The sequence below is a fragment of the Bifidobacterium anseris genome (genome assembly GCF_002860345.1).
Lineage (GTDB): Bacteria > Actinomycetota > Actinomycetes > Actinomycetales > Bifidobacteriaceae > Bifidobacterium > Bifidobacterium anseris.
Map to the genome: position 1 here is coordinate 397139 of NZ_NMYC01000005.1, position 26406 is coordinate 423544.

Consider the following 26406-nt stretch of genomic DNA (forward strand, 5'->3'; position numbering starts at 1 on the left):
GGTGATGAGAGGGTCCCGCATCGCCAAATAACCAAGTCAGCATACATCAACCCGTGGTCATTGCTGTACTGCCCGGCCGCCGTCGGCGTAACGGCGCGACGCGGCGCGCCAGCGGCGGCGGATGATGGATTATATAGTGTGAATGGCGTCGCTGCGTCCGTCGTGCCGCGCGTCGCACGTCGATGAGGATCGATCACAAGGAGGCCTGCGATGTTCGTCCCGCGCTACTACGAGGATCCGTCCACATTGCATGTGGGCTGCGAGCCGAACCGCGCCTATTTCATTCCGGCGAGCGCGGCGATGGACACGAGCTTCGACCGGCGTGTGCGCTCCGACCGTTTCCAGCTGCTGGACGGCGACTGGCAGTTCCGCTACTATGCGAGCATCCACGACCTCGACGCCGAGGTCGCAGCCGCGACCGTCGCTTATGACCCGATCTTCAGCGACGTCGCGTTCAACCCGGGCGACGACTACACGCAGATTCCGGTGCCGTCGGTGTGGCAGATGCACGGCTTCGACCACAACCAGTACACGAACATCCGCTACCCGTTCCCCTTCGATCCGCCGTTCGTGCCGCAGGATGACCCCTGCGCCGTCTACCGCACGACCTTCGACTACACGCCCGACGAAGCGGCGCCGCGCGCGTATCTGAATTTCGAGGGTGTCGACAGCTGCTTCTACCTGTGGCTCAACGGCTCCTTTGTCGGCTATTCGCAGGTGTCGCACGCGACGAGCGAATTCGACGTGACCGACCTGATCGAGGAAGGCGAGAACACGCTCGCCGTCCTCGTGCTCAAATGGTGCGACGGCAGCTACCTCGAGGATCAGGATAAGCTGCGCATGAGCGGCATCTTCCGTGACGTCTACCTGCTCAAGCGGCCCACACGCATGGTGCGCGACTATTTCGTGCACACGGCGATCGATTTCGACGACGATTGCGCGACGACGGTGACCGTCGACTTCGACGGCGGCCGCGCCGGCCTTCCCGAACACCTGAACGTCGCGATTCTCGACGCCGACGGCGAGGCGATCACCGACGCTGACGCGCAGCCAATCGACAACAACGAAATCGAAACGGCCGACGACGACGTCTTCCATGCCTGCGCACGCGCATGCCTGACGATCGCCGACGCGCGGCTGTGGAATCCGGAGGAACCCTACTGCTATCGACTCGTCATCACCGCTGACAACGAGACGATCACGGCGCCGCTGAGCGTGTGCGAAGTGCGCGCCGCGCTCGGTTACGACGGCGTGCACGAACGGATCGAACTCAATCGCCGTCCGATCACGATCCACGGCATGAACAGGCACGACGCCGACCCGGTCACCGGCTACGCGGTGACGCCCGAGCGGTTCCGCGAGGATCTGCTGCTGATGAAACAGCACAACGTCAACGGTGTGCGCACGAGCCACTATCCGAGCGCGCCGTATTGTTACGACCTGTACGCCGAACTCGGTTTCCTCGTCGTCGACGAAGCCGACATCGAAGCGCACGGCGCGTACATGCTGCAGCACGAGCACGACGGCGACGGCGTCGACGACACGGCCGCGCTCGAGGCGTGGAACACGTACGTCGCCGACGACGAGGACTTCGCGCCCGCCATCGTCGACCGCGTGCGCCGCTGCGTCGAACGCGACAAGAACCACGGCTGCGTGCTCTTCTGGTCGCTCGGCAACGAATCCGCGTACGGCATTGGCTTTGAACGCGCCGCCGCATGGATCCGCCGCTACGACACGTCACGACTGACGCATTACGAAAGCGCGCGCTACGTCGAACACGGCGGCCACGACGCGCACGACTACGACGGCATCGACGTGCACAGCCGCATGTACCCGTCGATTGACGAGATCGACCGCTACTTCGCCGCCGACAGGCCGCGCGGCGACGGCGCGAACGGCGAGGACGGCACGCGCGCCGACGGCACCGTCAAACCGTATCTGATGTGCGAGTTCTGCCACGCGATGGGCAACGGCCCGGGCGATCTCGAGGACTACTTCGAGGCGATCGAACGGCATCCGGGACTCGCCGGCGGCTACGTCTGGGAATGGTGCGACCATGCCGTCGACGCCGGACGCACGCCGCAGGGCAAACGCGAATACCTCTACGGCGGCAACTTCGGCGACCGCATCAACGACGGCAACTTCTGCGTCGACGGCATGGTCTCGCCCGACCGCACGCCGCACTCCGGCCTCGACGAATTCAAGAACGTGTTCCGCCCCGCGCGCGTCGTCGATGTTGATGTTGACGAAGTCGACGGCACCGCCGTGCATGTGACGCTGCACAATCATCTCGATTTCACGACGCTCGGCGATCGTGTGCAGCTCATGTGGGAGCTGTATGTGGACGGCGTCATGCAGGCCTATGCATTGTGCGACGACGAGACGTGCGCCGCCGCGCTCGCGATCGCCCCCGGCGAAGAGGGCACGCTGACGCTGCCGGGCATGCCCGATCTGCGCGCCGTCGACGGCAAGGCCACAATCGTGCTGCGGTATCTGACGAAGGAGCCGATGTGGGGGATGGCGCCGCTGTTCGAACTCGGCTTCGACGAGATCGACGTCGCCGTGCCCGGCGCGGACACGCGCAACCAGTGGGTCGCGCGCCAGCATGAGGAGATGCGCGCCGGCGACGAACGCGGCGCGACGATCCACGTGACGCGCGCCGGCACGTCGATCGTGCTCGAAGGAGCCGACTGGCGCTACGAACTCGATATGCGCACGGGCCTGTTCTCACGGATGAGCTACCGCAACCACGCGCTGCTCGCGCGCCCGATGCAGATCGACGTCTGGCGCGCGCCGACTGACAACGACCAATACATCCGGCGCGCATGGGAACGCTCGCAGTACGACCACGCAAGCGCGCGCGCCTACGACGTGGTCGTGCGCACCGTCGCGTCGAGCGGTATCGCGCAACCCGAGGAAGGCTGCGCGATCGCGAACGAGGTCGACCCCGACGACGCGCGTCTCGCGCCGAGCGCCGTCGAACTGCGCGTCTCGATGGGCGTCGTCGCGCCAAGCGTGCAGCCGATCGCGCACGTCGACGCCGTCTGGACCGTGCACGCCGACGGATCGGTCACGCTGACGATGGACGTCGCGCGCGACACGGCGTTCCCGTTCCTGCCGCGCTTCGGCATCCGCATGATGTTGCCTGAGTCGATGAGGAACGTCGTCTACTGCGGCTACGGGCCGAACGAAAGTTACATCGACAAGCATCGCTCATGCTGGCACGGCATCTTCGAAGGGACGCCACGCACGCTCTTCGAACACGAAATCAAGCCGCAGGAGAACGGCAACCACCACGACTGCGACTGGGCGAGCGTCGGCGGTGACGGCGTCGCATTGGTCGTGCTGCGCGGCGACGGCGCCGAGGAGGCGCGCGCCTTCGACTTTCAGGCGCTCGACGTAACGGCCGAGGAGATGACGCGCGCACGGCACGACTTCGAACTCAAGCGCGCCGGCATGACCGTCGTCTGCGTCGACTACATGCAGTCGGGCATCGGCTCGAACAGCTGTGGGCCCGAACTGCTGCCGCAGTATCGGCTCGACGCCGCGCGCTTCCGCTTCGTCGTCACATTGCGGCCGCAGACGGCCTGAGCGGCGTCAGTCGGCATCCTCGTCGTCGCGTGCGGCGCGGATACGGTCGCGTGCGCGCTCGCGGGCAAGCGGCGGCAGCGAATCCGGCCACGTTTCGCCGGCGCCGGCGTTGAGCGGCGTCGGATGGTCGATGATCGTCAGCGTCGCGGCGAGCGCGAGATGGTCGGTGCCGCGCACTTCGATCGCGCGCACGTCGCAGGCGGTCAGATAGTCGGTGAACAGCACATGGTCGAGCACGATGCGCGGCCACTTGATCCAACGCGGATAGGTCGGGCGCAGTCCGCGCGCGTCGGTGAGCGCCGCGTCGTGGAAGCCGGCGGCGAGCAGTTTGCGGAAGCTCGGATGCGGGATGCTCGAGTTGAAATCGCCCATGACGACGCTGATCGTCTCACGTTCCGGTTCAGGATGGGCCGCGAGGGTCGGCGCAGTGTTGGTGGTGTGGTCGGCGTTGCTGGCGTGGTCGGTGTAGTCGGTGTGGTCGGCGTGGTCGGCGTGGTCGGTTTGGCTGTGGTGGGCGCTTTGGTCGGCGGTAGCCGAGCGCGCGGAGATGGCGACCTGCGTGAAGGCATCGTCATGGTCGGCCGACTTCGTCGCCGCCGCGGCCGCCGCGCGGTTGGCCGCATCGATCGCGGCGAGTGTCGGGTACTTCTCGAGCGGTTCGTCCTTCGGATGGCGGATGAGCGCGCGCAGACCGATGATGCCCTCCGACCACGCGCGGCAGCCGCGCATCGGCGACTTCGGATGGGCGGATGCAAAGGTGATGTCGCGAGTCGACGAGAACGGAATCGTCATCGTCGGCACGTCGGCGGCCGGAATCGGCACGCCGGTCGGTGTGCTCGCTGACGGTTCGACGCGCATCCAGACGCCGTTGAAGCCGCCGTTGTCGGTCGCGAGCGGTTCACCGAGTTCACGGTACGGCAGCAGCGCGCCGAGGCCGGCCGCATCGAGTCGGGAGACGAGATCCTCGCTGAGCTCCTGCAGCGCGAGCACGGCGACGTCCTCGCTTTTGACGAGATCGACGATCTGCTCGGCGTCGGCGCGCCCGTAGCGGCAGTTGAGCGTCAGCACGCGGAACTGGCCGCGTTCGGGATGTGATTTGCGCGGGCGGGCGGCATTGTTCGTTGCGTCGTCGGCTTCGCGCGCCTTGCGGGCGGCGAGACGACGTGCGAGCGCGGCGGCCGTGTTCGGCGCCTTGATGTCGTTGAGCCAATAGGCGGATTTGCGCATCAGCGACGCGATGAGCGCGACGACGGCGCAGATCGTGAGCGCCCAGTCATGCAGGCAGGCGGCGCCGACGGCGAGCGCCGTGAAGGGGATCCACAGGAAAGGCGTCAACGCGATCAGATAGGGCAGCGGCTTGTGGCCGTCCCAGCCGGCGGGCAGCTCGGTGAGTGCGAGCCACGCAATCAGCACGATCAGCACAATCCACATCGCGATGAGCATGAAGGAACCTTTCTTGGTCTTTCTGGGGGATAAGAATCAACGGGCGGCAAACGCGGCAAACAAGGCGTCAAACAAGAGGGCGGCTGCGCTCCGGCAGCCGCCCTCGAAGCGGGTCGGCGAAATCAGTCGACTCAGTTGCCGCCGAACAGGCCGCCGAGGCCGCCGCCGAGATTCGGCGGGACGTCGGCGCCGCCGAGCATGCCCTGCAATTCATCGGGCAGCTGCGGCGTCTTCGGCTTCTTGACGAAGGCCGAGCCGGACGTGTTCGACTTGCCCGACAGCCGTGCGCGCAGTGCCTGCTCCTCGGCTTCGCGCTTCATCGGATTACCTGACTTCGACGCGCCCTTCTTGCCTTTCTTGCCCTTCTTCGCGTTCTTGCGCGCCGAGCCGCCCATCGCGCCCATCGCGCCGAAACCGGCTTTGTTGCTCATGCGCTTCATCATCTTCGACGCCTGCTCGAAACGCTGTAGCAGCGCGTTGACGGCGGAAACCGTCACACCCGAGCCGTAGGCGATGCGCGCACGACGCGACCCGTCGATGATCTTCGGGTTGCGGCGCTCCTCGGGCGTCATCGAACGGATGATCGCCTCGGTGCGGTCGATCTCGCGCTCATCGAACTGCTCAAGCTCCTTGCGATGCTGCGCCATGCCCGGAATCATGCCGAGCAGCGACTTCATCGAGCCGAGCTTGCGCACCTGCTGCAGCTGCGCGAGGAAATCGTCAAGGCCGAAATCACCCTCGGCCATCTTTTCGGCGGCCTTGCGCGTCTGCTCCTCGTCGAACTCACGCTGCGCCTGCTCGATGAGCGTCAGAATATCGCCCATGTCGAGGATACGCGACGCCATACGATCAGGATGGAAGACCTCGAAATCCTTCAGTCCCTCGCCGTTCGACGCGAACAGGATCGGCTTGCCGGTCACCGACGCGACCGACAGCGCGGCGCCGCCGCGCGCGTCGCCATCAAGCTTCGAAAGCACGACGCCGGTGAAATCGACGCCCTCATCGAAGGCCTGCGCCGTACGCACGGCGTCCTGACCGATCATCGCATCGATGACGAAAAGAATCTCGTTCGGCTGCACGGCGTCGCGGATGTCGCGCGCCTGCTTCATCAGCGTCTCGTCGACGCCGAGACGACCCGCCGTATCGATGATGACGGTGTCATACAGCTTCTGACGCGCATATTCGATCGAATCACGCGCGACCTTCACCGGATCGCCATGCGTCTCGCCGGGGGCGGAAACCGCTTCGCCGCCCGCGGACTGCACGCCCTTCTCGGGTGCGTACACCGGCACGCCGGCGCGTTCGCCGACGACCTCAAGCTGCGTGACCGCATTCGGACGCTGCAGATCGGCTGCGACGAGCAGCGGCGTGTGCCCCGACTCCTTGAGCCAATAGCCGAGCTTGCCGGCGAGCGTCGTCTTGCCGGCGCCCTGCAGGCCCGCGAGCATGATGATCGTCGGCGGCGTCTTCGCAAAATTCAGCGGACGATCGACGCCCTGACCGAGGATGTCGGTGAGCTCGTCATTGACGATCTTGACGACCTGCTGCGCCGGGTTGAGCGCCTCGGAAACCTCGGCGCCGAGCGCGCGCTCGCGCACACGTGCCGTGAACGAACGGACGACGTCGAGCGAGACGTCGGCGTCGAGCAGCGCACGGCGGATCTCGCGGATCGTGCCGTCGATGTCTGCCTCGGAAAGCTTGCCTTTGCTCTTGAGATGCTTGAACGCGTTCGAGAGCCTGTCTGTAAGAGAACTGAATGCTGCCATAATGCGTACGATTCTACCGTGTTGAGGGGAAATCGTGCAGCTTGCACACCGGAACTTCACGGCCACGCGCGCGTTCATTACACTGGATGAGGTCGTCAATACTATGGGCGAAGCCCGCGCGCGACGACGGCGCGGGGAAACGTGGAAGTCAGTAGGAAACGAGCAAGTCCACAGGAAACGTGGAAGTCGAGGAGGCGGCATGCATCAGAAGGAAATAGAACAGCGCGCATTGAAGGTCGGCATCATAGTCAACATCGTCATGGTCGTCGCGGGATTCTTCGTCTTCTTCCTCACCGGACTCAAATCGATGTTCCTCGACGCCTCGTTCACGGTGATCTCAGTGATCTCAGGCGGCGTCGCCGCATATCTGTCGAAGAAAACGGTGCGAGTGAGCGAACGGTTCCCGAACGGCATGTTCGCGCTCGAACCGATCTACGCGATCTGCAAATCGATCTTCACGATCTGCCTGCTGCTGTTCTCGTTCCTCGACGTGCTGCGCGTCGCAATCGACTACTTCGCATACGGCGAAGGCGAACGGCTCAGCTTCGGGCCGGTTGTCATCTACCAGATCGCGGCGGTCAGCGTATGCCTCGTGCTCGTGTGGTACTACCGTGTGCGCAATCGTTCGATCGGCGACGCGAGCCTCATGCTCAAAGCGGAGGCGAACGGCACGTGGATCGACGGCATGATCTCGCTCGGCATCGGCGTCGTCGCCGTGCTGCTGTACTTCCTGCCGAACGGGACGCCGCTCGACTTCCTGCACTACACCGGCGATTTCTTCATCACGACGATCATCGTCGCGCTGACGATCAAGGAACCGGTCATCGTGCTGCGCGACGCCTTCGTCGAACTCGTCGGCGGCACGCACGACGACGAGGAAATCTCCGCGTTCGTCACGCGCGAAGTGGAGGCGCATCTGCCGGCGGCGATCGAAATGGAGAAGGTCCACGTGTTCAAGACCGGCATGAACTTCGACGTCGACATCTTCATCGGCAGCACGCAAGGCAGCGTGCGCATGGAGGAGCTCGTCGCTGCCCGGCAGACGATCGAAAAGGCACTCGAGGAGCGTCTGCACATTGTGAACGTCGATTTTGTGTTTGAGTGATGGTGGTATGGGCGGCTGAGCGGCCGGTTGGGTGGCTGGCCGGTAAGTTGGCTAGTTGATGGCGGCAGTCCGCGGTTGAGTTCAACCGCGGACTGCCGTTTTTTGCGGCTCAGACGGAGGTCGGTGGTTGGTCTCAATCACGGACTGCTGTCGAGACGTGGGTAGTCGGCGGTGGTCGGCGACATCAGCATAGTCTACAAACTATTTGTACAAACTTTTTGTATAATGAAGATAGCCACATGGAAGGAGTCATGATGACGCAGCGAACATCGGCAGCCGAAGAGACTGTCCACACGCAGGACGCCGCTTCGCGGGCGGCGCTCAAATGCATGGCGCATCCGGCGCGGATGCGACTGCTCGGCGCACTGCGTGTCGGCGGTGTGCAGACGGTCGGCGAACTCAGTGCGGCCACCGGCGAAGCGCCGGGCGCCGTAAGCTACCATCTTGCGCAGCTCGCCAAGGTCGGCCTGGTCGAAAAAGCGCAATCGCCGGATGGTGACAAACGCAAAAGCCATTGGCATGCATGCCATCACGAGACGAATGTGCGTCCGGACAGCGCCGATGCGGACGTCATCGACGCATTCAGCAAGACTGCGGCGCTTAGCTATCAGATGGCCTATGAACGTTTCCTCGACGTGCTGCCGACGCTGCCACCCGAATGGGTGGACACATGCGGCGTCAACGATCATGTCCTGAGGCTCACGCCAGCCGAAACGCGCGCGATGGTCGCCGAACTCAACGAAGTCATGCGCAAATGGGGACAGATCAGCGAAGAGCGCAACAGCGAGACGAACGTGTCGGCTGCAGTCGCTGCGACATGCGCCGACGGTGATGGCAACGGCAGCGGGGACGTGCAGCCGGTCGCCGTCGTGCAGCAGGTGTTCCGATGGGTGCCGTGACCGCGACGCCCGGCGTGCGCCGCTCGTTCTGGCACGCCCCGAACTACACCGCGTGGTTCACCGCGGACACGGCGTCGGCGGCGGGCGGTTCATTGCGTGCGCTCGCCGTCAGTCTCGCCGGATACGCGGTGTCCGGATCGACGGCCGCCGCCGGCTGGCTCGGCACGGTCGCCCTCGTCGCACAACAGACGGCGGCCGTATTCGGCGGCACCTTCGTCGATCGTCACGACCGGCGCATGCTCATCATCGTGAACGCGACGGTCGGCGTATGCATGTGGGGGAGCGTGGGTGCGTTGCTCGCGACGCATATGCTCACCTATCCGGTGCTGCTCGCAATCGCCGCGCTTGCTTCCGCCGTCAGCGGTTTCCTCGGCAGTGCGACCGATGCGATGCTCCGCTCGATCATCTGCATGCGCGACTACCCGAAGGCGCTGAGCCTCAACCGCGGGCGCGATGCGACAATCAACATCGCCGGCAATCCGATCGGCGGATTCCTCTACGGCGTCGCGCCATGGCTGCCGTTCCTCGTGACGACATGCCTGTACGCGATATCCGGCGTCGCCGCGCGGCGCATCCGCGAGCCGCAGTCAGTCGACAACGACGGCAACACGAAAGCCGCTGCGGACGGTAAAGGTCGCGGCAGCTTCCTCGCCGATTTCGTCGGCGGATGGTCATGGTCGCTGCGCCGGCCACTGCTCGTGACGGTCATGGTCGCGGCGGCGATACTGAACTTCGGCGTCAACGGCGTCGAATATGCGATTCAACTGCATCTGATGCAGCTCGGGACGAACGCGACGCTCATCGGCGCCATCGGCAGCGGCATTGCGGCGACGATGCTCATCGGTGCAATGCTCGCCGCGCGGCTGAGTGATCGCGTGCCGGCCGGCGGTTGCATCTGCGTGGGATTCGCGTTCCTATGCGCATGCGTGACGCCGATGCTGTTCGCGTACGGGCCGGGCATATCCACCGGCGCCTCCTATACGCTCGTGTTCGCTGCGAATTCGGTGATGGGACTGCCGTTCCCGATCATCGACGCGCTGCTGCTCGGATTCGTGTATGCCAAGGCGCCAACAGCCATGCAAGGCAGAATCGCCGTGACGCTTTCGGTGCCCGCGCAGGCGCTCTGCGCATTCTCCAGTGCGGCCGCCGGCACGTTGCTGCCCGTGCTCGGCTTCCGCGGTACGGTCGCCGTGTTCCTCGCGGCGCTCGCGGTATCGACGGCGATTGTGCTGTGCAGTGCGCGCATCCGCCGCATTCCGCGTGCCGACGCGTGGGACGCGGCGCGGTTGTAGCGGCCTTTAGGCGTTTTCGTTCGTCGTCGGGCAAGGCTGGTCCGGCTCGGAATCGGTCAGTTGAGAGTCCAGGTCGAGCCGGTCGGGCCGTCTTCGATCGTTACGCCGAGCTTGGCGAGGTTGTCGCGGATCGCGTCGGCCGTCGCGAAGTCCTTCGCCTTGCGGGCGGCCGCGCGCGCTTCGAGCTGCGCATCGATCAGCGCACCGAGGGTTGCGCGGGCCTTGTCCTCGCCGCCCTTGTCGTCGCCGCCGTCGATCCACGGTTCGGCAAGCGGGTCGAGGCCGAGCGTATCGAGCATCGCGCGGACGTTGACAAGTATTGCGCGCAAGCGCGGCTTAGCGTTCTCTGGAGTGAGAGTGTCGTCAGTGCCGCAGCGACCGTTGGTCTCAATTGTGGCAATAATGCTGTTGCCGGCGCGCAGCTGCGTGAAGATGACGGCGGTTGCACGTGAAACATTGATGTCGTCGTTCATTGCGGCGACGAAATCAATGGGTAGATCATCGGCGGACACGGCAGTGATCTCGTCGCGCGACGGCTGTTCGCCGAGCGCATCGCCGGCGTGTCCGATGAAGTTCATGACACGGTCGTAGGCGGCCTGCGCCTCGGCGAGCGTCTGATCGGACCATTCGAGCATCGAGCGGTATTGCACTGCGCCGAGCGCATAACGCACGACCCATGCGGAATGCTCGGCGAGCACGACCGGCACCGAAAGGCCGTTGCCGAGTGACTTGCTCATCTTCTCGCCCTTCGCCGTCACCCACGCCGAATGCATCCAGCGGTTCGCCGTGCGATAGCCGGCCGCGCGCGTCTGTGCCATCTCATTCTCATGGTGTGGGAAGCGCAGGTCGAGTCCGCCGCCGTGGATGTCGAACATGCCGTCGAGATAGCGGTAGCTCATCGCCGAGCATTCGATGTGCCAGCCGGGGCGGCCGGTGCCGAACGGCGTCTTCCAGCGCGCGTCGGCCGGATCGGTCGGCTTCGGGCGCTTCCACAGCGCGAAATCGCGCGGGTCGCGCTTGTCTTCGGACAGGTCAGCCGGATCGGCCGGGTTGTACTTGTCCTCGCCGGTCATGTCGACCGACGGTCCCATGCGGTCGGCGATGGCGGCCGCCTCGTCGACCTCGGAGGTCTGCTTCTGATGCGTCAGCTCGCCGTAGTGCGGCCACGATGCGACGTCGAAGTAGACATCGCCGGTCAGTTCGCCGTTCTCGTCGCGGATCACATAGGCATGACCGTTGTCGATGATGCGTTCGATCAGATGGATCATGTCCATGATGTGGCCGGTCGCGCGCGGCTCGTAGGTCGGCGGCAGCACGCCGAGCGCGGCGTACGCGTCGGTGAACTCGCGCTCGTAATGGTAGGCGCGCGCCCACCAGCGCTGGCCGGCGGCAGCCGCCTTGTCGAGGATCTTGTCGTCGATGTCGGTGACGTTGCGGATGAACGTGACCTGATAGCCGAGCTTGAGGAACCAGCGGCGGATGACGTCGAAGGCGACGCCGGCGCGGATATGGCCGATGTGCGGCGAGCTCTGCACCGTCGCGCCGCACACGTAGATGCCCACGTTGCCCGGGACGATTGGCTCGAAACGGCTGATCTCATGGGTCGCCGTGTCATAGAGCTTGAGGTCGACGGCCGCGTTCGCGACGCCGCCGTCGCCGGCCATTAGCGTCTCGGAGAACTGCTTGTCGTTGGAAGCATTGGAAGTGTTGGTATTGCTTGCTTCGTGGGAATGCTCGGTCATGGTTCGAGCGTATTGCGTTTTGTAGACAAGCGACGGCCGTCAGGGTTCAGCAGACCGTCCGTCACTGGCCCATTTGCTCGGAGAGGTCGAGCCATTCGGCTTCGAGCCCGTCCGATTCCGTCGTCAGCGCCTGCAGTTTCGCGTTGAGCTCGTTGAGGCCGGTGTAATCGCTCGGATCGTGCGCCGCCATTTGCGCCTCGAGCTCCTCCTGCTGCGTCGCAAGCTTTTCGAGCTTGCGCTCAATCGCCGAAACGCGCCGCGACGCATCCGCATAGGCCTTGCCGCTGAGCTTCGGCGCGGGCGCTTCGGCCGGGGAACCGGCACCCGCGTCCTCGGCCTTGGCCGTATCCGCGTCGATGGTCGGGTCGGCCGCGCCTTCGGCCTTGTTCATGCCGAGCGGATCCTCGCCGCGTCGCAGCGCATCGACGATGTCCAGATAATCCTGCACGCCTCCCGGCAGATGCCGAATCTTGCCGCCGATGAGCGCGAACTGCTCGTCGGTGACGCGTTCGAGCAGATACCGGTCGTGGCTCACGACGATCAGCGTGCCCGGCCACGTGTCGAGCAGATCCTCCATGACGGCGAGCATGTCGGTATCCAGATCGTTGCCCGGCTCGTCCATGATTAGCACGTTCGGCTCGTCGAGCAGGATTAGCAGCAGCTGCATGCGGCGCTTCTGCCCGCCGGACAGGTCGCGGATCGGCGTCATCAGCTGCGCCGCCTCGAACCCGAGCCGCTCCATCAGCTGTCCCGGCGTGACCTCCTTGCCGTCGACGATGTAGCTCGGCTTGTACCGGCTGAGCACTTCCTTGACCTTGTATTTGCCGAGCTTCTCCAGCTCGTCGAGCCGCTGCGAAAGCACGGCGAACTTGACCGTCTTGCCGATGTTGACGTGCCCCTGCGTCGGCGTCAGCGTGCCGTCGAGAATCTTGAGCAGCGTCGATTTGCCGGCGCCGTTCGCGCCAACGATGCCGAAGCGGTCGCCCGGCCCGATGAGCCACGTCACGTCGTCGAGGATTTCACGTCCGCTGATTGTCAGCTTGACGGCCGCCGACGTCACATCCGACGCCGTTTCGCCGTCCGCCTCGCCGCGCGTGCCGCGCAGCGCGTTGATCTCGCCGGCCGGCTCATGGTGCGTGAGCCCATGCGCGGCGGCGACCTGCGCCGCGCGCGACCCGAACGCCGATGTCAGACGCGGATCGTCGGCGTCATCGACGGCGATCGTCACCTCGCCGAAGGCTTGCGGTTCGCTGACCATCGGCTCGACGACGTCCACCATCGACGCCGATTTCGCGTTCGCCGCGAGCGCAGCCGCGTCCGGGTCGATGTCCGCGTACGCGCCTTGTTCGCGGTCGAAGATCTGCGTGACGTCGATGAGGTCGACGACCTGCTTGCCAAGCCTCGACGTCGCCATCTGTTTGAGTTCGAGCGTGTTGCGCATCGGCGGCACGTCGGCGATGAGTTCGCGCGCGGCCTTCACATGGAACTTCTGCTTCGTCGAGCGTGCGCGTGCGCCGCGCGACAGCCATGCGAGCTCTTTGCGCGCGAGGTTGCGGCGTTTCGTTTCGCGTACGTCGGCTTGGCGGTCGCGTTCGACGCGCTGCAGCATGTAGGCGCTGTAGCCGCCTTCAAAGGGTTCGATTTCGCCGTCGTGCACTTCCCACATCGATTCGCAGACCTCGTCGAGGAACCAACGGTCGTGTGTGACGAGCAGCAGCGCGCCGGTGCCTTTTGGCCAGCGGTTCTTGAGATGTTCGGCGAGCCAGTGGATCGTCACGACGTCGAGGTGGTTCGTCGGCTCGTCGAGTGCGAGGATGTCCCAATCCTTGAGCAGCAGCCGCGCGAGGTCGGCGCGGCGTCGCTGGCCGCCGGAGAGCGTGCCGATTTTCGCGTCGAGGTTGAGGCCGCCGAGCAGCGCTTCGACGATTTCCCTCGACTGCGTCTGCGCCGCCCATTCGTAGTCTTCGCGGCCTTCGAGCGCGGCCTGCCGCAGCGTCGCGTTGTCGTCGAGTTCGTCGCGCTGCCCGAGGACGCCGAAGGTCAGTCCGTTGCGGCGGCTGACACGTCCCGAATCGGGTGTCTGTTCGCCGTCGAGCAGATGCAGCAGCGTCGATTTGCCGTCGCCGTTGCGCCCGACGATGCCGATGCGGTCGCCTTCGAAGACTCCCTGCGTGACGTCGGTGAAGATGGTTTTCGTTGCGAAGGAAAGGGAGACGTGTTCCAGTCCCAGATCAAAAGTCGGCATAGGGAACACTGTAATGGTGACGCGGTAAAAGGATGGTGCGCGGATTGCTCGTCGCCGCGCACCGGCGTGTCAGTGCGTGTCAGTGATTCGTGATCAGCGCATCAGTGTGGTCGCGTAGGTGTTGCAGCGCGCGGCGAAACCGGAAAAGACCTGCTCGGCGAGCGGCTGCAGCTGCGGATTGCAGGCCGCGTACTGTTCGCGCAGCTGTGATTTCGAGCCGCCGGACGCTTTGAGCTGCTTGACCATCAGTGACTCCTCGAGCCATTCTTCGAGCAGTTGCGGTGTCACCTCAAGATGGAACTGCATGCCCAAGGCGGAACCGAAGCGGAAGGCCTGCACTTTCGCGCCGCCGGAGCGGGCGAGCAGCGTGGCGCCGTCGGGCAGCGTGACGCAGTCGTTGTGCCATTGCAGCACGTCGAGTTCCTTGTTCCACATCGAGAAATAGTCGTGGCGTTCGACGCGTTTGATCGGCAGCACGCCGATCTCGGGGTCGCCGTTCGTCTTGAGTTTCGCGCCGAGCGCGGTTGCGATGATTTGGTGGCCGAGGCAGACGCCGAGCACCGGCTTGCCGACGCTGATCGCGGCGCGCACAAGTTTGCCTTCCGCTTTCAGCCCGGGGTAGTTGTCATAGTCGGTTGCGCTCATCGGTCCGCCGAGCACGACGACGCCGGCGACTTCATCGAAGTCGGGCATGTCCGGCTTCTTTTTCTTCGCGATGTTGAGCGTCTGCGTCGGCAGATTGATTTCTTCGAGTTCGGTCTGGATGCGTCCTGGCTTCTCCCAAGCGGCGTGCTGCAGAATAAGGACTTCCGGTTGTGTCATGCCTCCCATTGTGCCATCCGCCCTGACTTGCGAGGAGGGGATGTGCGATCCGCGCGGATCGCACATCCCCTCCTCGGCGTCAGTGAAGTGTCAGCGGCCGGTGATCTCCGAGCCGACGACTTTCTCGCTCAGCGCACGCGGACCGCGGCTCATCGCGACGGCGCCCGAACGCACAAGTTCGATGATGCCGTAATGGTCGAGCAGCCCGAGCAGCGCGTCGATCTTGCCGCCGGCGCCGGTCGCTTCGATCGTCAGCGATTCCGGGTTGACGTCGACGACGCGCACACGGAAGAGACGCACGATCTCGAGGACGTCGGAACGATTGGACTCGTCCGCGGCGACTTTGATGAGCACAAGTTCACGCTCGACCGTCGTCGCCGGATCGAGATCGACGATCTTGAGCACGTGCAGCAGCTTGTTGAGCTGCTTGATGATCTGCTCGAGCGGCACTTCGTCCACTTCCGCCGTCACGGTGACGCGGGAGATGTCGGGACGTTCAGTCGGGGAGACGGACAGCGAGTTGATGTTGAACGCGCGCCGCGCGAACAGGCCGGCGATGCGCGCGAGCACGCCCGGACGGTTCTCCACGAGCACGGACAGCGTGTGGCGGTTGGCTCCCGGCTGGGATGCAGGATACGATGCCATGACGGTGCTCCTCTCAGTTCTCGTTCTCTTCGTTCGCGGCGCAATCAGTGGTCGGCGTATCTGCGGCGGTCTCATCGTTCAGCTTCACGTCGCCGGTCGGGTTGAGCAGCGGCTTGATACCCGGCATGTAGGTGACGTTGTTGTTCGAATCACCGGCGGCGACCATCGGCCACACCATCGCGTCCTTCCACACATGGAAGTCGATGAGCACCGGACGGTCGTTGATCTCGTTCGCCTTGCGGATGCACTCGAGCGCCTCCTCCTTCGTGCGTGCGCGCAGACCCACGCAGCCGTAGGCTTCGGCGAGCTTGACGAAGTCGGGGCAGCCGACGAGTCCGGTCTTCTCCTCCTCGTGGAGGATCGTGGCCGAATAGTGCTTGCCGTAGAACAGCGTCTGCCACTGGCGCACCATGCCGTACACCGAATTGTTGAGCAGCGCGATCTTGACCGGCGTGCCCTCAAGGAAGGCGGTCGCAAGCTCCTCGCTCGTCATCTGGAACGAGCCGTCGCCGTCGACGAGCCACACCGGCTTGCTGCCGTCGAAGTACCGCTGCGAGCCGACCGATGCGCCGATCGCCGCCGGCAGGCCGAAGCCCATCGTGCCCAGACCGCCCGAGGAGATCCACTGATGCGGCTTGCGGAACTTGATGAGCTGCGTTGCCCACATCTGATGCTGACCGACGCCGGAAACCCAGATCGTGTTCGGATCGGCGGCCTCGGACAGCTGTTCGACGACCCACTGCGGCGCGAGCGTGCCGTCCGTTGGCTCCTCGTAGCGCACCGGATACTGCTCGACCCACTTGTTGAGCAGCTTCCACCACGTGCTCAGGTCAGGCTTGCCGTAATCGGCATGCAGCTGCTCGATCTGCGGAATCAGCGCCTGCAGCACCGTCTTGACGTCGCCGACGATCGGCACGTCGACGTCACGGTTCTTGCCGATCTCCGCCGGGTCGATATCGATATGGATGACGCGCGCGCCGGGCGCAAACGCGTCGAGCTTGCCGGTGACACGGTCGTCGAAACGCGCGCCGATCGCGACGAGCAGATCGGAGCGCTGCACGGCGCCGGTCGCCGCGATCGTGCCATGCATGCCGAGCATGCCGAGGACGGCCGGATCGTCATCGGAGACGATTCCGCGCGCCGGCAGCGTCGTGACGATCGGCGCACCGGTCAGGTCGGCGAGCGCCTTGATTTCGTCGCCGGCGTCCGAACGCACAGCGCCGCCGCCGACGTAGAGCACCGGGCGGAACGAACGCTGGAACAGTTCCGCGGCCGTCGTCAGCACGCGGCCATGCGCCTCGGTCGTCGGATTGTAGCCGGGCAGAATCATGCGCTGCGGCCACGTGTAGTACATCTCCTCGTTCTGCGCGGTCTTCGTCAGGTCGACGACGACCGGACCCGGACGACCCGAACGCGCGATGTAGTGCGCTTCGGCGAGCACGCGTGGCACATCCTGCGCGCTCGTGACGAGATATGAATGCTTGGCGACCGGATACGTCGCGCCGACGATGTCCGCTTCCTGGAACGCGTCGGTGCCGATCGAGTTGACGCCGACCTGGCCGGTGATGACGATCATCGGAATCGAATCCATGTTCGCATCGGCGATCGCCGTGATGACGTTCGTCGCACCCGGGCCGGAGGTGACGATGCACACGCCGACCTCGCCGGTGGCGACAGCGTAGCCTTCGGCGGCGTGACCGGCCGCCTGCTCATGACGCGCGAGGATGAAACGGAAGGCCGTGTTCTCGTTGATGGCGTCGTAGACGGGCAGAATCGCGCCACCGGGGACGCCGAAGACGTCCTTGACACCCAGATCCTCAAGAGCGCGGACGAGCGCCTGCGCACCCGTCATCTTCTCACCGTCGGTGACCGCATGCTTGTGATGGGCGGCGGCGGATTTCGTCACGCCGCTGAACGCCTGCAGGGGTGTAGGTGACACTGCTGATCCCTCCCTTTTCTTGGTTCGTGTCTGCTGGTTGTCCACGTCATCCTACTGGAAACCGGCAGGAGGTCGGCATACGTGACCGAATGATGAATCCTTTTTCGGGCAGGTTGGGGAAGTTCAGAGAGCGGTGGTACCGCCCAGCGACCGTTGCGGGTGAGGCCCGCGCCGATTCCGTTCGCTGATGCGACGTCCGGCCGTCCGCGCCGGTCAGTCGCCGTCTGCCGCGTCCTCGTTGACGGCGTTCGCGGCGGCGGCGTCGAGGTTCTTCCAGGCCTGTTCGGCGGCGGCGAGCTGCGCCTTGCGCTTGCTTGTGCCACGGCCGATGCCGATGACGTCGTCGCTGTCGCCGAGCATCGCACGCGCCGTGAACTGCTGCGCGTATTCGGGACCGCCGACCGACATCTGGTAGCGCGGCTCGCCGAGTCCCAGCTGATGCGCCTTCACGGTGAGCGATGTCTTCCAATCGAGCGCAGGACCCTCGCTCGCGACTTCGGCGAGTGTGTCGTCGACGAGACGGTGGACGACTTCGCGCGCCCCGTCGATGCCGTATTCGACGAAGGTCGCACCGATCAGCGATTCGACGATGTCGCACAGGATCGAGCTTTTCTCGGCGCCGCCCTGCTCCATTTCGCCATGGCCGAGCAGGATGTACGGGCTCACGTCGAGCTTCGTACGCGCGATCGCGGACAGTGACTCCTCGGAGACGGCCTTCGCACGGATCTTCGCAAGCTGGCCTTCGGTCATGTCCGGATGCGCTTTGTACAGCGTTTCGGTGACGACGAGTTCGAGGACAGCGTCGCCGAGGAACTCAAGACGCTCATAGTTCTTCGCGTCGGGATGCTCATGGGAGAACGAACGGTGGGTGAGGGCTTCGACGAGCAGATCCGGCTGCAACGTCGTACCGAGCGCCTCGAACAGCGGGTGCGCGGGGTTGGGGTCGTCGATGGTTACGGTCACATGGTTGGTCATGTCTGCCATAGTAGTCGGCGGTGTATGCGGCGGCAGCTGACGGTGTATGCCACCGGGACAAACGAAAACGCTCTGCCACCCGTCGATGGCAGAGCGTTTTCGTTTATAGGGTATGGAAATCCGCGACTCAGCGAGCGTAGGTGCTGCGGATGGCCTCGCGATAGACGCGACCGCGGTAGGAGCCGCAGGTCGGGCAGGCCACGTGAGCCATCGTCGGAGCGCCGCAGTTCGGGCAGCTGATCGTCGGGACGGCCTTGGTCTTCCAGTTAGCGCGGCGCGAACGCGTGTTGGCGCGCGACATCTTGTACTTTGGCAGTGCCATAGTTTGTTTCCTCTATTCGATCGAACAATTGAGCTTAAGCGTTCAGAAGTCTAACGCATCGGCCGTACAAACGCGACGCGCGTGCTGTGACGCGGGCTGCGGAGGTTAGTTTTCGGCGGCGTCCGCGCCGTCTTCGCCGGCGGAGGCTTCGAGCTGCGCCTTGAGCGCTTCGAGGCCGGCGAAACGGATGTCGGTCGTTTCGTGACGGTGATCGGGATGCTCGTTGAGGTCGACGCCGCACTGCGGGCACAGGCCCTTGCAGTCGGGTCGGCACAGCGGCTGCAGCGGCAGCGCGTCGACGAAGGTGTCGCGGATCAGCGCCTCGAGGTCGGCGAAGGATCCGTTGTCCATCAGCGGATAGACGTCCTCGGCTTCGTCCTCGCCGGCGATGATCTCGACGTCTTCGTCGTTGCCGCCCTTGCCTTTGGATTCTGACTGCTGCTCCTCGTAGGGGAAGAAGGCCGTCACCTGTTCGCTCCAGTCGTCGTCGAGCGGCGTGTCGCAGCGCGAGCACACGGCGTGCACCGGCGCCGTGAACGTGCCGGTGAAGATGAGCCCGTCTACGATCGAATCGAACTGTCCGTCGACGTGGACGTCGGCGCCCTCAGTGACGCCGACGATGCTGTCGCCGATGCCCGACGGCGCCGGGAAGGTGCGCTTGAGCGGCATCTGCTGCCCCGCGTGCGAGCCGACCTGCGCGACCGGCACCGTCCAATCTGTGTACTGCACACGTGCCATGCGTTCCTCTTTTCTTGATGTCGTCTGTGATTTCGTCTGTGATTTGTGTTCTGTCGTCTTTGCCGTCGTTGTCGTCCGGTTCAACCAATCGTTGATACACAACGATTATTCCGCGTTGGCCTCCGGCGTCACGACTGCGGGTAGTCGTCGTCGGAGACGTGCGGCACGTCCTGCGCGGCCTTCTGCTGACGGTCCTCGAGGACTTTGAGGCCGCCGGCGACGTCCCGCTTGAGCTTGTCGAGCTGCTCCTGCAGATCGTTCATGACGCCGATGCAGTAGCGGTCGGCGCCCTGCGTCAGGCGATCGGAGGTGTGCTGCGCCTTGTTGAGCATCTGCGTCGCCTTTTCGCGCGCCAGCTGCGTGATGTTCTCCTGACTCGTCAGGAACTGCACCTGGTCGTTCGCATCGCGGATCATGTCGGCGGCGCGGCTCTGCGCCGACGTGATGATGACGTTCGCCTGCGACTGCGCGCCTTCAAGACGACGCTCCGCCTCGCGCATCAGCGCGGAGGCGCGTTCGAGTTGCACGGGCAGCATCGCCTTGAGCGACTGCAGCTGGTCGAGGAAGTCCTCACGGTCGATCTTCACGAGCGTCGGCGAGAACATGGTGCCCTTCGCCTCGTTGAGCGTGCGCTCCATCGCGTCGATCGTGTCGTAGACGGTCGTGAACTCCTCCTGCTCGCGCGACGGCGCCTCGGAGCCCGGATGGTCGCGCAGGTCGGGCAGGTCGCCCATGTTGAAAGCCGCACGGCCCCCCGCGTTCGCCGGGATGTGCTCGTCGGTGTCGTCGACCGGTGTCTCGTCCGTCATATTCGTCCTTCCTCCATGCGTGGATCAGCGGCACGCCGCCCCGAGCGCGATGTTGAGTTTTTCGACGACGTAATCGGGGACCATGCCGCGCACATCGCCGCCGTGCCGTGCGACGTCCTTGACGACGGAGCTCGAGATGTGCTCGAGCACCGGATCGGCGGGGAGGAACATCGTTTCGATGCCGGCGAGTTTGCGGTTGACGAGCGCCATGCCCAACTCAGCTTCGTAATCGCCGTTCTGCCGCAACCCCTTGACGATGACGGTCGCGCCGACCTTCTCGCAGTAGTCGGTGATGAGCCCTTCGGTGGAACTGACGACGATGTTCGTGTCGTCGGTCCCAAGGGTGTGGCGGATGATGTCGACGCGCTCCTCCTCGGTGAACAGCGGCGTCTTCGCGGCGTTCACGGCGACGACGACGTGCACTTCGTCGAACAGGCGCGCGCAGCGCCGGATGACGTCGAGGTGGCCGTCGGTGATCGGATCGTAGGATCCGGGGCATACAGCAATAGTCATATGTACAAGAGTAGCGACATGTGGGGTTTTCGGGCCGCGTTTCACAAAAAAGACGGCGGGAATGTGCACGGGCAGTGCGCGGTTGGGCAGATGCGGGTGCGTTATCATGGACGCACTGCAAACGCACCGGATGCGCCGCGGGCGCGGCGCGCGGGTGGACGCGGATGGGTGCGCCGCGGAACGGAGAACATCATGGAAGCAGCAATCGAACAGCTTGACCAGCTTGAACAGTTTGAACAGTCTCGTGGGTATGCGGGGGCCGTCGGCGAGGCCGATCCGCTTACGCAGACCGAACCGGACACGAACACCGGCACGACGGTGCTCGAACGGCCAGCCGAGGAGGAGCAGGCACAGCGCAGCGACAACGGCGACGCCGACCGCTTCGCGCACTACGTCTCCCGCGAACGCATCGAGGAGTCGCGGCTGACGGGGCGTCCGGTCGTCGCGCTGTGCGGCAAGGTGTGGGTGCCGAAGCGCAATCCGGCGGATTATCCGATCTGCCCCGAGTGCAAGCGCATCTATGCGGAGTATGGCGGGGCGCAATTCTAGTTGGAGGGTGCACTCCCTCAGCGCAGATACCTTGGCGTGTCGCCGCGGTAATCGACGCTGGGGGAGAGCAACATCCGGCTATCGGGCAAGTATGTCGATGCGCGCGAGCTCGTCGGCGGTGAATGCGGTGTTGTCGAGCGCGGCGAGGTCGTCGATCAGCTGCGCGGGGCGCGAGGCGCCGACGAGCACCGTCGTCACGGCCGGGTCGTGCAGCAGCCACGCGAGCGCCATCTCGGCGAGCGACTGGCCGCGCTGCGTCGCCAGCTCGTTGAGGCCACGGATGCGGCGCAGCCGGTCGTCGGTGAGCGCGCTCTCCTGCAGGAAGCGACCGTCGCGCGCGATGCGACTGTCGGCGGGGATGCCGTTGAGATAGCGGTCGGTGAGCAGCCCCTGATCGAGCGGCGAGAAGGTGACGAGGCCTTTGCCGAGGCGCGCGCCGGCCTCCTTGAGGCCGTTGTGTTCGATCGTGCGGTCGAAGATGTTGTAGCGGTTCTGGTTGACGATGCACGGCACATGCAGGTCGGCGAGGATGCCCATCGCGCGTTCCATCGTCGCGCCGTCGTAGTTCGACAGGCCCACGTAGAGCGCCTTGCCGCTGTGCACGGCCGTCGCAAGCGCGCCCATCGATTCCTCGAGCGGCGTGTCCGGGTCCATGCAGTGGTGGTAGAAGACGTCGACGTAGTCGAGGCCGAGGCGTGAGAGCGACGCATCGAGGCTGCCCAGCAGGTATTTGCGGCTGCCGCCCCGCCCGTATGGGCCGTCCCACATCTCGAAGCCGGCTTTTGTCGCGATGACGAGTTCGTCGCGGTGCGCGGCCAGGTCGGCGCGCAGGATATGGCCGAAGTTGCGCTCGGCGGCTCCGGGTTCGGGCCCGTAGTTGTTGGCGAGGTCGAAGTAGGTGACGCCGTTGTCGAAGGCCGTATGGATCGTCGCGCGCATGTTCGCCAGCGGCGTGTCGTCGCCGAAGTTGTGCCACAGGCCGAGTGCGATGCGCGGCAGCCTGAGGCCGCTGACGCCGCAGCGCCGGTACTCCATCGACTCGTAGCGCGTCGGATCGGGTGTGTAGTGGGAAGTCGGTTCGAGCATCGTGACCTCGCTGCCTTGCTGGTTGGGGATGGGCTGCCCCCATTGTAGCGGCATGCGCCCGCTCAGCCAACCGTCCGCAGAACCCTTACTGCGGCAGCACGATCGTCTGCGTCGGGATCACCGGGTCGCCGCGCATCAGCGACTGCGCGGTGATCGGCAGCGCCTTGAGCGCCTCCTCGTGGTGCGTGCGTGCGTCGATGATCGCGTCGTGCCCGCGCCAACGGTCGTCGATCTGCCCGTGGTCAACGAAATCGACGAGCAGATCCTGCCAGCCTTCGCCGGGCGTGAACGCGTCGAGCTCGTCCTTGCGGCCGGCGATGACGTGTTCGCAGTCGGCAAGCGAGTATTCGTAGGAGCGGAACGCGAGCTTGCGGCCGGGCACCGTCGCCTTGTCCGTCGATTTCTTCGCGACCGGCACCATCGTGCCGTCGTCGCCGGAGCGTTCAGTGAGCTTGTACACCATCGCGCAGGTCGGCGCGCCGGAGCCGGTAACGAGCTGCGTGCCGACGCCGTACGAGTCGACCGGCGCCGTCTGCAGCGACGCGATCGCGTATTCGTCGAGGTCGTTCGTCACCGTGATCTTCGTGTTGACGGCGCCGAGCGCGTCGAGCTGGTTGCGTACGCGCTGCGCGAGCGACGCGAGGTCGCCCGAGTCGATGCGCACGCCGCCGAGTTCGGGGCCGGCGACCTCGACCGCGGTCTTCACGGCCTCCTCGATGTTGTAGGTGTCGACGAGCAGCGTCGTGTTCTTGCCGAGCGCGTCGATCTGCGATTCGAAGGCAGCGCGTTCGCTGTCGTGCACGAGTGTGAAGCAATGCGCGGCCGTACCGATCGCCGTCAGATCGTAGAGTTTCGCGGCGAGCAGATTCGCGGTGCCCTGGAAGCCGCCGACGATCGATGCGCGCGCGGCGGCGACGGCCGCCCATTCGTTCGTGCGTCGGCCGCCCATGTCCATGCACGGGCGGTTCTTCGCGGCCGACGTCATGCGCGAAGCGGCCGCCGCGACCGCGGAATCGTAGTTGAGGATCGACAGGATCAGCGTTTCGAGCAGCGTGCATTCGCCGAACGAACCCTCGACCTGCAGGATCGGCGAGTTCGGGAAGTACATTTCGCCTTCGCGGTAGCCGCGGATCGAGCCGTGGAATTCGAAACGCTCGAGCCAGTCGATGGTCTCCTTGTTGACGATGCGACGGTCGCGCAGGAACTTAAGGTCGTCGTCGGCGAAATGGAAGTCGGCGAGCGCGTCGAGCAGGCGTCCGGTGCCGGCGACGACGCCGTAGCGGCGCCCTTCGGGAAGGTGGCGTGTGAAGACCTCGAACACGCAGTCGCGCGACGCTGTGCCGTCGCGCAGCGTCGCGTCGAGCATCGTGTACTCGTACATGTCGGTCATCAGGACCGGGTTGTAGTCGACCATGGGAACTCCTTGGAAGCTGCCGGATGCCCCGCGTCTGGGCGCGGACGGGCGCGTGATGCGCACCACAGTAGTCCCTCGGCGCGGCAACGGGCAGCGCGCGACCATATCGTGAGGCGGTGCGGGGGCGGCGCAGGCGTGCCGGTATGCTGGGGACATGCGTTTCATTGCGGGAATCTGGCGGCTGGCGATCGCCGCGCTGTGCATCATGGGCACCTCCGAGGCGTGGCGGATACCGAACCGTTGGGTGTATTTCACGTTCCAGACCGGCGCGCTCATCGCCTTCGTCATGCTGTGGGCGGGCGCCGCGTCGCTCGTGCACGGCGAGCAGCCGCCGGCGTGGCTCAAGGGGATGGCGACGACCTACGCCGTCGTCGTCGCGCTCGTCGCGTTCTTCATGATGCCGCCCGACGACCCGCGCTACGTGCCGCAGATCCTCGGCATCATGACGAACACGATGCTGCACCGCATCGTGCCGATCATGGTCGTCATCGATTTTCTCGTCTTCGACGTCCATCGCCGCTACAAGCCGACCTATCCGCTGCTGTGGCTCATCTACCCGCCGCTGTATCTGATCTTCGTGCTCGCGCGCGCATGGTGGTGGCCGCATGGCGTCGGCCCCGGCGTCGGCGGCAGCCCGTACCCGTACACGTTCCTCGACCTGCCGTCGATCGGCTGGGCGAATTTCGGTGTCTCGTGTCTCAAGATCGTCGCCGCGTTCCTCGTCGTCGGCGCGCTCGTGTGCATCATCGACCGCGCGATGCCGGCGCGCGCGCTCGCCGGCGGCGGCGCGTGAGCGGCTATCATCGGTAACGAAGTACACGAGGACACGTCTCGCGCGCCAGCCGCGCGCCGATGGCAGCATCCGGTAATCCGAAGGAAGCCACAGCATGGAAATCAAGGACATGATCAGTTCGACCACCGTCATCCGCCCCGACGGGCGGCAGAGCGACGAGCTGCGGCCCGTGCGGATCACGCGCGCGTTCACCGACGTCCCGGAAGGCTCGGTGCTCATCGAATGCGGCAACACGCGCGTCATGTGCACGGCCACGTTCACGCAGGGCGTGCCGCGCTGGCGCAAGGACAGCGGCCTGGGCTGGGTGACGGCCGAATACGCGATGCTGCCGCGCGCGACCACTGAACGCACCGACCGCGAATCGGTGCGCGGCAAGGTTGGCGGACGCACGCATGAGATCAGCCGTCTGATTGGCCGCTGCCTGCGCGGCGTCGTCGACATGAAGGCGCTCGGCGAGAACCAGATCCAGCTTGACTGCGACGTGTTGCAGGCCGACGGCGGCACGCGCACGGCGTCGATCACCGGCGCCTACGTGGCGATGGTCGACGCGTTGCGCTGGGCGCAGAAGAACCGCCGCATCCGCAGCGCGAAGCGCGTCATCAAGGACAGCGTCTCCGCCGTGTCGGTCGGCATCATCGACGGCCGTCCGATGCTCGATCTGCCGTATCTCGAGGACAGCCGCGCGATGACCGACATGAACGTCGCGATGACCGGCTCGGGCGAGTTCATCGAGATCCAGGGCACGGCCGAGCATCGTCCGTTCTCCCGTGACGAACTCAACGTGCTGCTCGATCTGGCGACGAAGGGCAACCGCGAGCTGCAGGCCGCGCAGCGCGCCGCGCTCGAGGAACTCGACGCCGAGTGAGCGGCTTCTCACGCAGCCGTTGCAGATAACAGTCGTTGTAGATAACGCAGACATCGCAGGAATCGTAGGAAAGGAGCGCCATGAAGATCGTCGTGGCGACGCATAACGAAGGCAAACTCGTGGAGATCCGCGCAATCCTCGCCGAACAGCTCGGCGAGCGTGCGGGCGATATCGAACTCGTGTCCGCCGGCAGCCTCGGACTGCCGGACCCGGTCGAGACCGGCGTCACCTTCGAGGCGAACGCGCTGCTCAAGGCACGGTTCGTGGCGCTGCGCACCGGACTGCCGGCGATCGCCGACGACTCCGGCCTGATCGTCGACGTCATGGGCAACGCGCCGGGCATCCTCTCGGCGCGCTGGAGCGGCGAGCACGGCAACGACGAAGCCAACAACCGTCTGCTGCTCGCGCAGATCGAGGACATCCCAGACGACGACCGCACAGCGCGTTTCCGTTGCGCGGCCGCGCTTGTTGCGCCGGTGGCCGACGAGGAGGACACCTGCGACGTGGTCGCCGGCGATGACATCGACGACGGCGACGGCGACGGCCTCGTGGACGCGCGCGAGACCGTCGTGCTTGGCGAGATGGCGGGAACGATCGTGCGCCACCCGCATGGTGCGAACGGCTTCGGCTACGATCCGATCTTCATGCCAGACGAGCAGCCGGCCGACGCGGTCGCGAGCGGCGAACTGCTCACGAGCGCGCAGATGACGCCGGAGCAGAAGAACGCGATTTCGCACCGCGGCAAGGCGCTGCGCGCGCTCGTGCCGGCGATCGAAGCGCTGCTCTGATCGCCACACGGGGCTCGCGGTTCGCGCGCATGGGCCGCCGGGTATACACGGCGGACGGATTGCCC

21 protein-coding genes and 2 pseudogenes are annotated in these 26406 nt (G+C 65.2%); 8 read left to right on the forward strand and 15 right to left on the reverse strand.

The window, feature by feature from the left end; translation table 11 throughout:
- Positions 1-210: 210 nt before the first annotated feature.
- Positions 211-3591: a glycoside hydrolase family 2 TIM barrel-domain containing protein gene (locus tag CGZ88_RS06805; protein ID WP_101671441.1), complete on the forward strand. Its 3381-nt coding sequence runs from the start codon at positions 211-213 to the stop codon at positions 3589-3591.
- A 6-nt stretch (positions 3592-3597) separates the two neighbouring features.
- Here the strand turns inward: CGZ88_RS06805 and CGZ88_RS06810 are convergent, their stop codons facing one another.
- Positions 3598-5034, reverse strand: a complete 1437-nt coding sequence (locus tag CGZ88_RS06810) for an endonuclease/exonuclease/phosphatase family protein (RefSeq protein WP_101671442.1) — start codon at positions 5032-5034, stop codon at positions 3598-3600.
- Positions 5035-5165: 131 nt separating this feature from the next.
- Entirely contained in the window at positions 5166-6800 is a 1635-nt protein-coding gene (gene ffh / locus CGZ88_RS06815) for a signal recognition particle protein (RefSeq protein ID WP_026644711.1), read from the reverse strand.
- 199 nt (positions 6801-6999) lie between these two features.
- On the opposite strand from ffh, the gene CGZ88_RS06820 reads away from it, so the two are divergent.
- The 3 genes from CGZ88_RS06820 to CGZ88_RS06830 all read left to right on the forward strand — a co-directional run bounded on the left by CGZ88_RS06820 (position 7000) and on the right by CGZ88_RS06830 (position 10096).
- Positions 7000-7905: a cation transporter gene (locus tag CGZ88_RS06820; protein WP_026644710.1), complete on the forward strand. Its 906-nt coding sequence runs from the start codon at positions 7000-7002 to the stop codon at positions 7903-7905.
- Between the two features lie 254 nt (positions 7906-8159).
- Entirely contained in the window at positions 8160-8804 is a 645-nt protein-coding gene (locus tag CGZ88_RS06825; RefSeq protein WP_243390097.1) for an ArsR/SmtB family transcription factor, read from the forward strand.
- Positions 8792-10096, forward strand: a complete 1305-nt coding sequence (locus CGZ88_RS06830) for an MFS transporter (RefSeq protein ID WP_101671444.1) — start codon at positions 8792-8794, stop codon at positions 10094-10096. The genes CGZ88_RS06825 and CGZ88_RS06830 overlap by 13 nt, the downstream gene beginning before the upstream one ends.
- Before the next feature lie 56 nt (positions 10097-10152).
- On the opposite strand, the gene cysS is transcribed toward CGZ88_RS06830, so the two are convergent.
- The 11 genes and pseudogenes from cysS to coaD all read right to left on the reverse strand — a co-directional run bounded on the left by cysS (position 10153) and on the right by coaD (position 20846).
- Positions 10153-11760 (reverse strand): cysteine--tRNA ligase, encoded by a 1608-nt coding sequence (gene cysS / locus CGZ88_RS06835; RefSeq protein WP_423734421.1) that lies wholly within the window; start codon positions 11758-11760, stop codon positions 10153-10155.
- Positions 11761-11899: 139 nt separating this feature from the next.
- Positions 11900-12919: pseudogene (locus CGZ88_RS09255) on the reverse strand (ATP-binding cassette domain-containing protein); the annotation flags it as partial.
- Positions 12920-13018: 99 nt separating this feature from the next.
- A pseudogene (locus CGZ88_RS09260) lies at positions 13019-14083 on the reverse strand (ABC-F family ATP-binding cassette domain-containing protein); the annotation flags it as partial.
- A gap of 93 nt (positions 14084-14176) precedes the next feature.
- The gene (locus CGZ88_RS06845) at positions 14177-14905 is read right to left on the reverse strand and encodes a type 1 glutamine amidotransferase (RefSeq protein ID WP_026644706.1); all 729 of its coding nucleotides are present in this window, start codon (positions 14903-14905) and stop codon (positions 14177-14179) included.
- 90 nt (positions 14906-14995) lie between these two features.
- Entirely contained in the window at positions 14996-15550 is a 555-nt protein-coding gene (ilvN, locus tag CGZ88_RS06850; RefSeq protein WP_026644705.1) for an acetolactate synthase small subunit, read from the reverse strand.
- Positions 15551-15563: 13 nt separating this feature from the next.
- Positions 15564-17489, reverse strand: coding sequence for an acetolactate synthase large subunit (locus tag CGZ88_RS06855; protein ID WP_081663957.1), 1926 nt, complete (start codon positions 17487-17489; stop codon positions 15564-15566).
- 213 nt (positions 17490-17702) lie between these two features.
- Complete coding sequence (gene rnc, locus CGZ88_RS06860) at positions 17703-18464, reverse strand: ribonuclease III (protein ID WP_051198437.1); 762 nt, start codon at positions 18462-18464, stop codon at positions 17703-17705.
- Positions 18465-18591: 127 nt separating this feature from the next.
- Positions 18592-18786, reverse strand: coding sequence for a 50S ribosomal protein L32 (rpmF, locus tag CGZ88_RS06865; protein ID WP_026644704.1), 195 nt, complete (start codon positions 18784-18786; stop codon positions 18592-18594).
- A gap of 105 nt (positions 18787-18891) precedes the next feature.
- Entirely contained in the window at positions 18892-19524 is a 633-nt protein-coding gene (locus tag CGZ88_RS06870; protein WP_101671446.1) for a YceD family protein, read from the reverse strand.
- Between the two features lie 128 nt (positions 19525-19652).
- Positions 19653-20333 (reverse strand): ATP synthase subunit B family protein, encoded by a 681-nt coding sequence (locus CGZ88_RS06875; protein WP_243390098.1) that lies wholly within the window; start codon positions 20331-20333, stop codon positions 19653-19655.
- A 24-nt stretch (positions 20334-20357) separates the two neighbouring features.
- Complete coding sequence (coaD, locus tag CGZ88_RS06880) at positions 20358-20846, reverse strand: pantetheine-phosphate adenylyltransferase (protein WP_026644701.1); 489 nt, start codon at positions 20844-20846, stop codon at positions 20358-20360.
- Positions 20847-21038: 192 nt separating this feature from the next.
- On the opposite strand from coaD, the gene CGZ88_RS06885 reads away from it, so the two are divergent.
- On the forward strand, positions 21039-21395 hold the full coding sequence (locus CGZ88_RS06885) for a DUF3039 domain-containing protein (RefSeq protein WP_081663955.1): 357 nt from the start codon (positions 21039-21041) through the stop codon (positions 21393-21395).
- A gap of 78 nt (positions 21396-21473) precedes the next feature.
- Here CGZ88_RS06885 and CGZ88_RS06890 read toward each other — a convergent pair whose 3' ends face one another.
- Both CGZ88_RS06890 and CGZ88_RS06895 read right to left on the reverse strand, forming a co-directional pair.
- On the reverse strand, positions 21474-22481 hold the full coding sequence (locus CGZ88_RS06890; RefSeq protein ID WP_101671447.1) for an aldo/keto reductase: 1008 nt from the start codon (positions 22479-22481) through the stop codon (positions 21474-21476).
- A gap of 85 nt (positions 22482-22566) precedes the next feature.
- The gene (locus CGZ88_RS06895) at positions 22567-23895 is read right to left on the reverse strand and encodes a nicotinate phosphoribosyltransferase (protein ID WP_026644699.1); all 1329 of its coding nucleotides are present in this window, start codon (positions 23893-23895) and stop codon (positions 22567-22569) included.
- Between the two features lie 154 nt (positions 23896-24049).
- Here CGZ88_RS06895 and CGZ88_RS06900 point away from each other — a divergent pair, with 154 nt between their 5' ends.
- The 3 genes from CGZ88_RS06900 to CGZ88_RS06910 all read left to right on the forward strand — a co-directional run bounded on the left by CGZ88_RS06900 (position 24050) and on the right by CGZ88_RS06910 (position 26341).
- Positions 24050-24688 carry a Pr6Pr family membrane protein gene (locus tag CGZ88_RS06900; protein ID WP_026644698.1) on the forward strand — a complete coding sequence of 213 codons (639 nt, stop codon included), beginning with the start codon at positions 24050-24052 and terminating at the stop codon, positions 24686-24688.
- A gap of 94 nt (positions 24689-24782) precedes the next feature.
- The gene (rph, locus tag CGZ88_RS06905; RefSeq protein WP_026644697.1) at positions 24783-25553 is read left to right on the forward strand and encodes a ribonuclease PH; all 771 of its coding nucleotides are present in this window, start codon (positions 24783-24785) and stop codon (positions 25551-25553) included.
- Between the two features lie 80 nt (positions 25554-25633).
- Entirely contained in the window at positions 25634-26341 is a 708-nt protein-coding gene (locus CGZ88_RS06910; protein ID WP_026644696.1) for a non-canonical purine NTP pyrophosphatase, read from the forward strand.
- Positions 26342-26406: the final 65 nt, after the last annotated feature.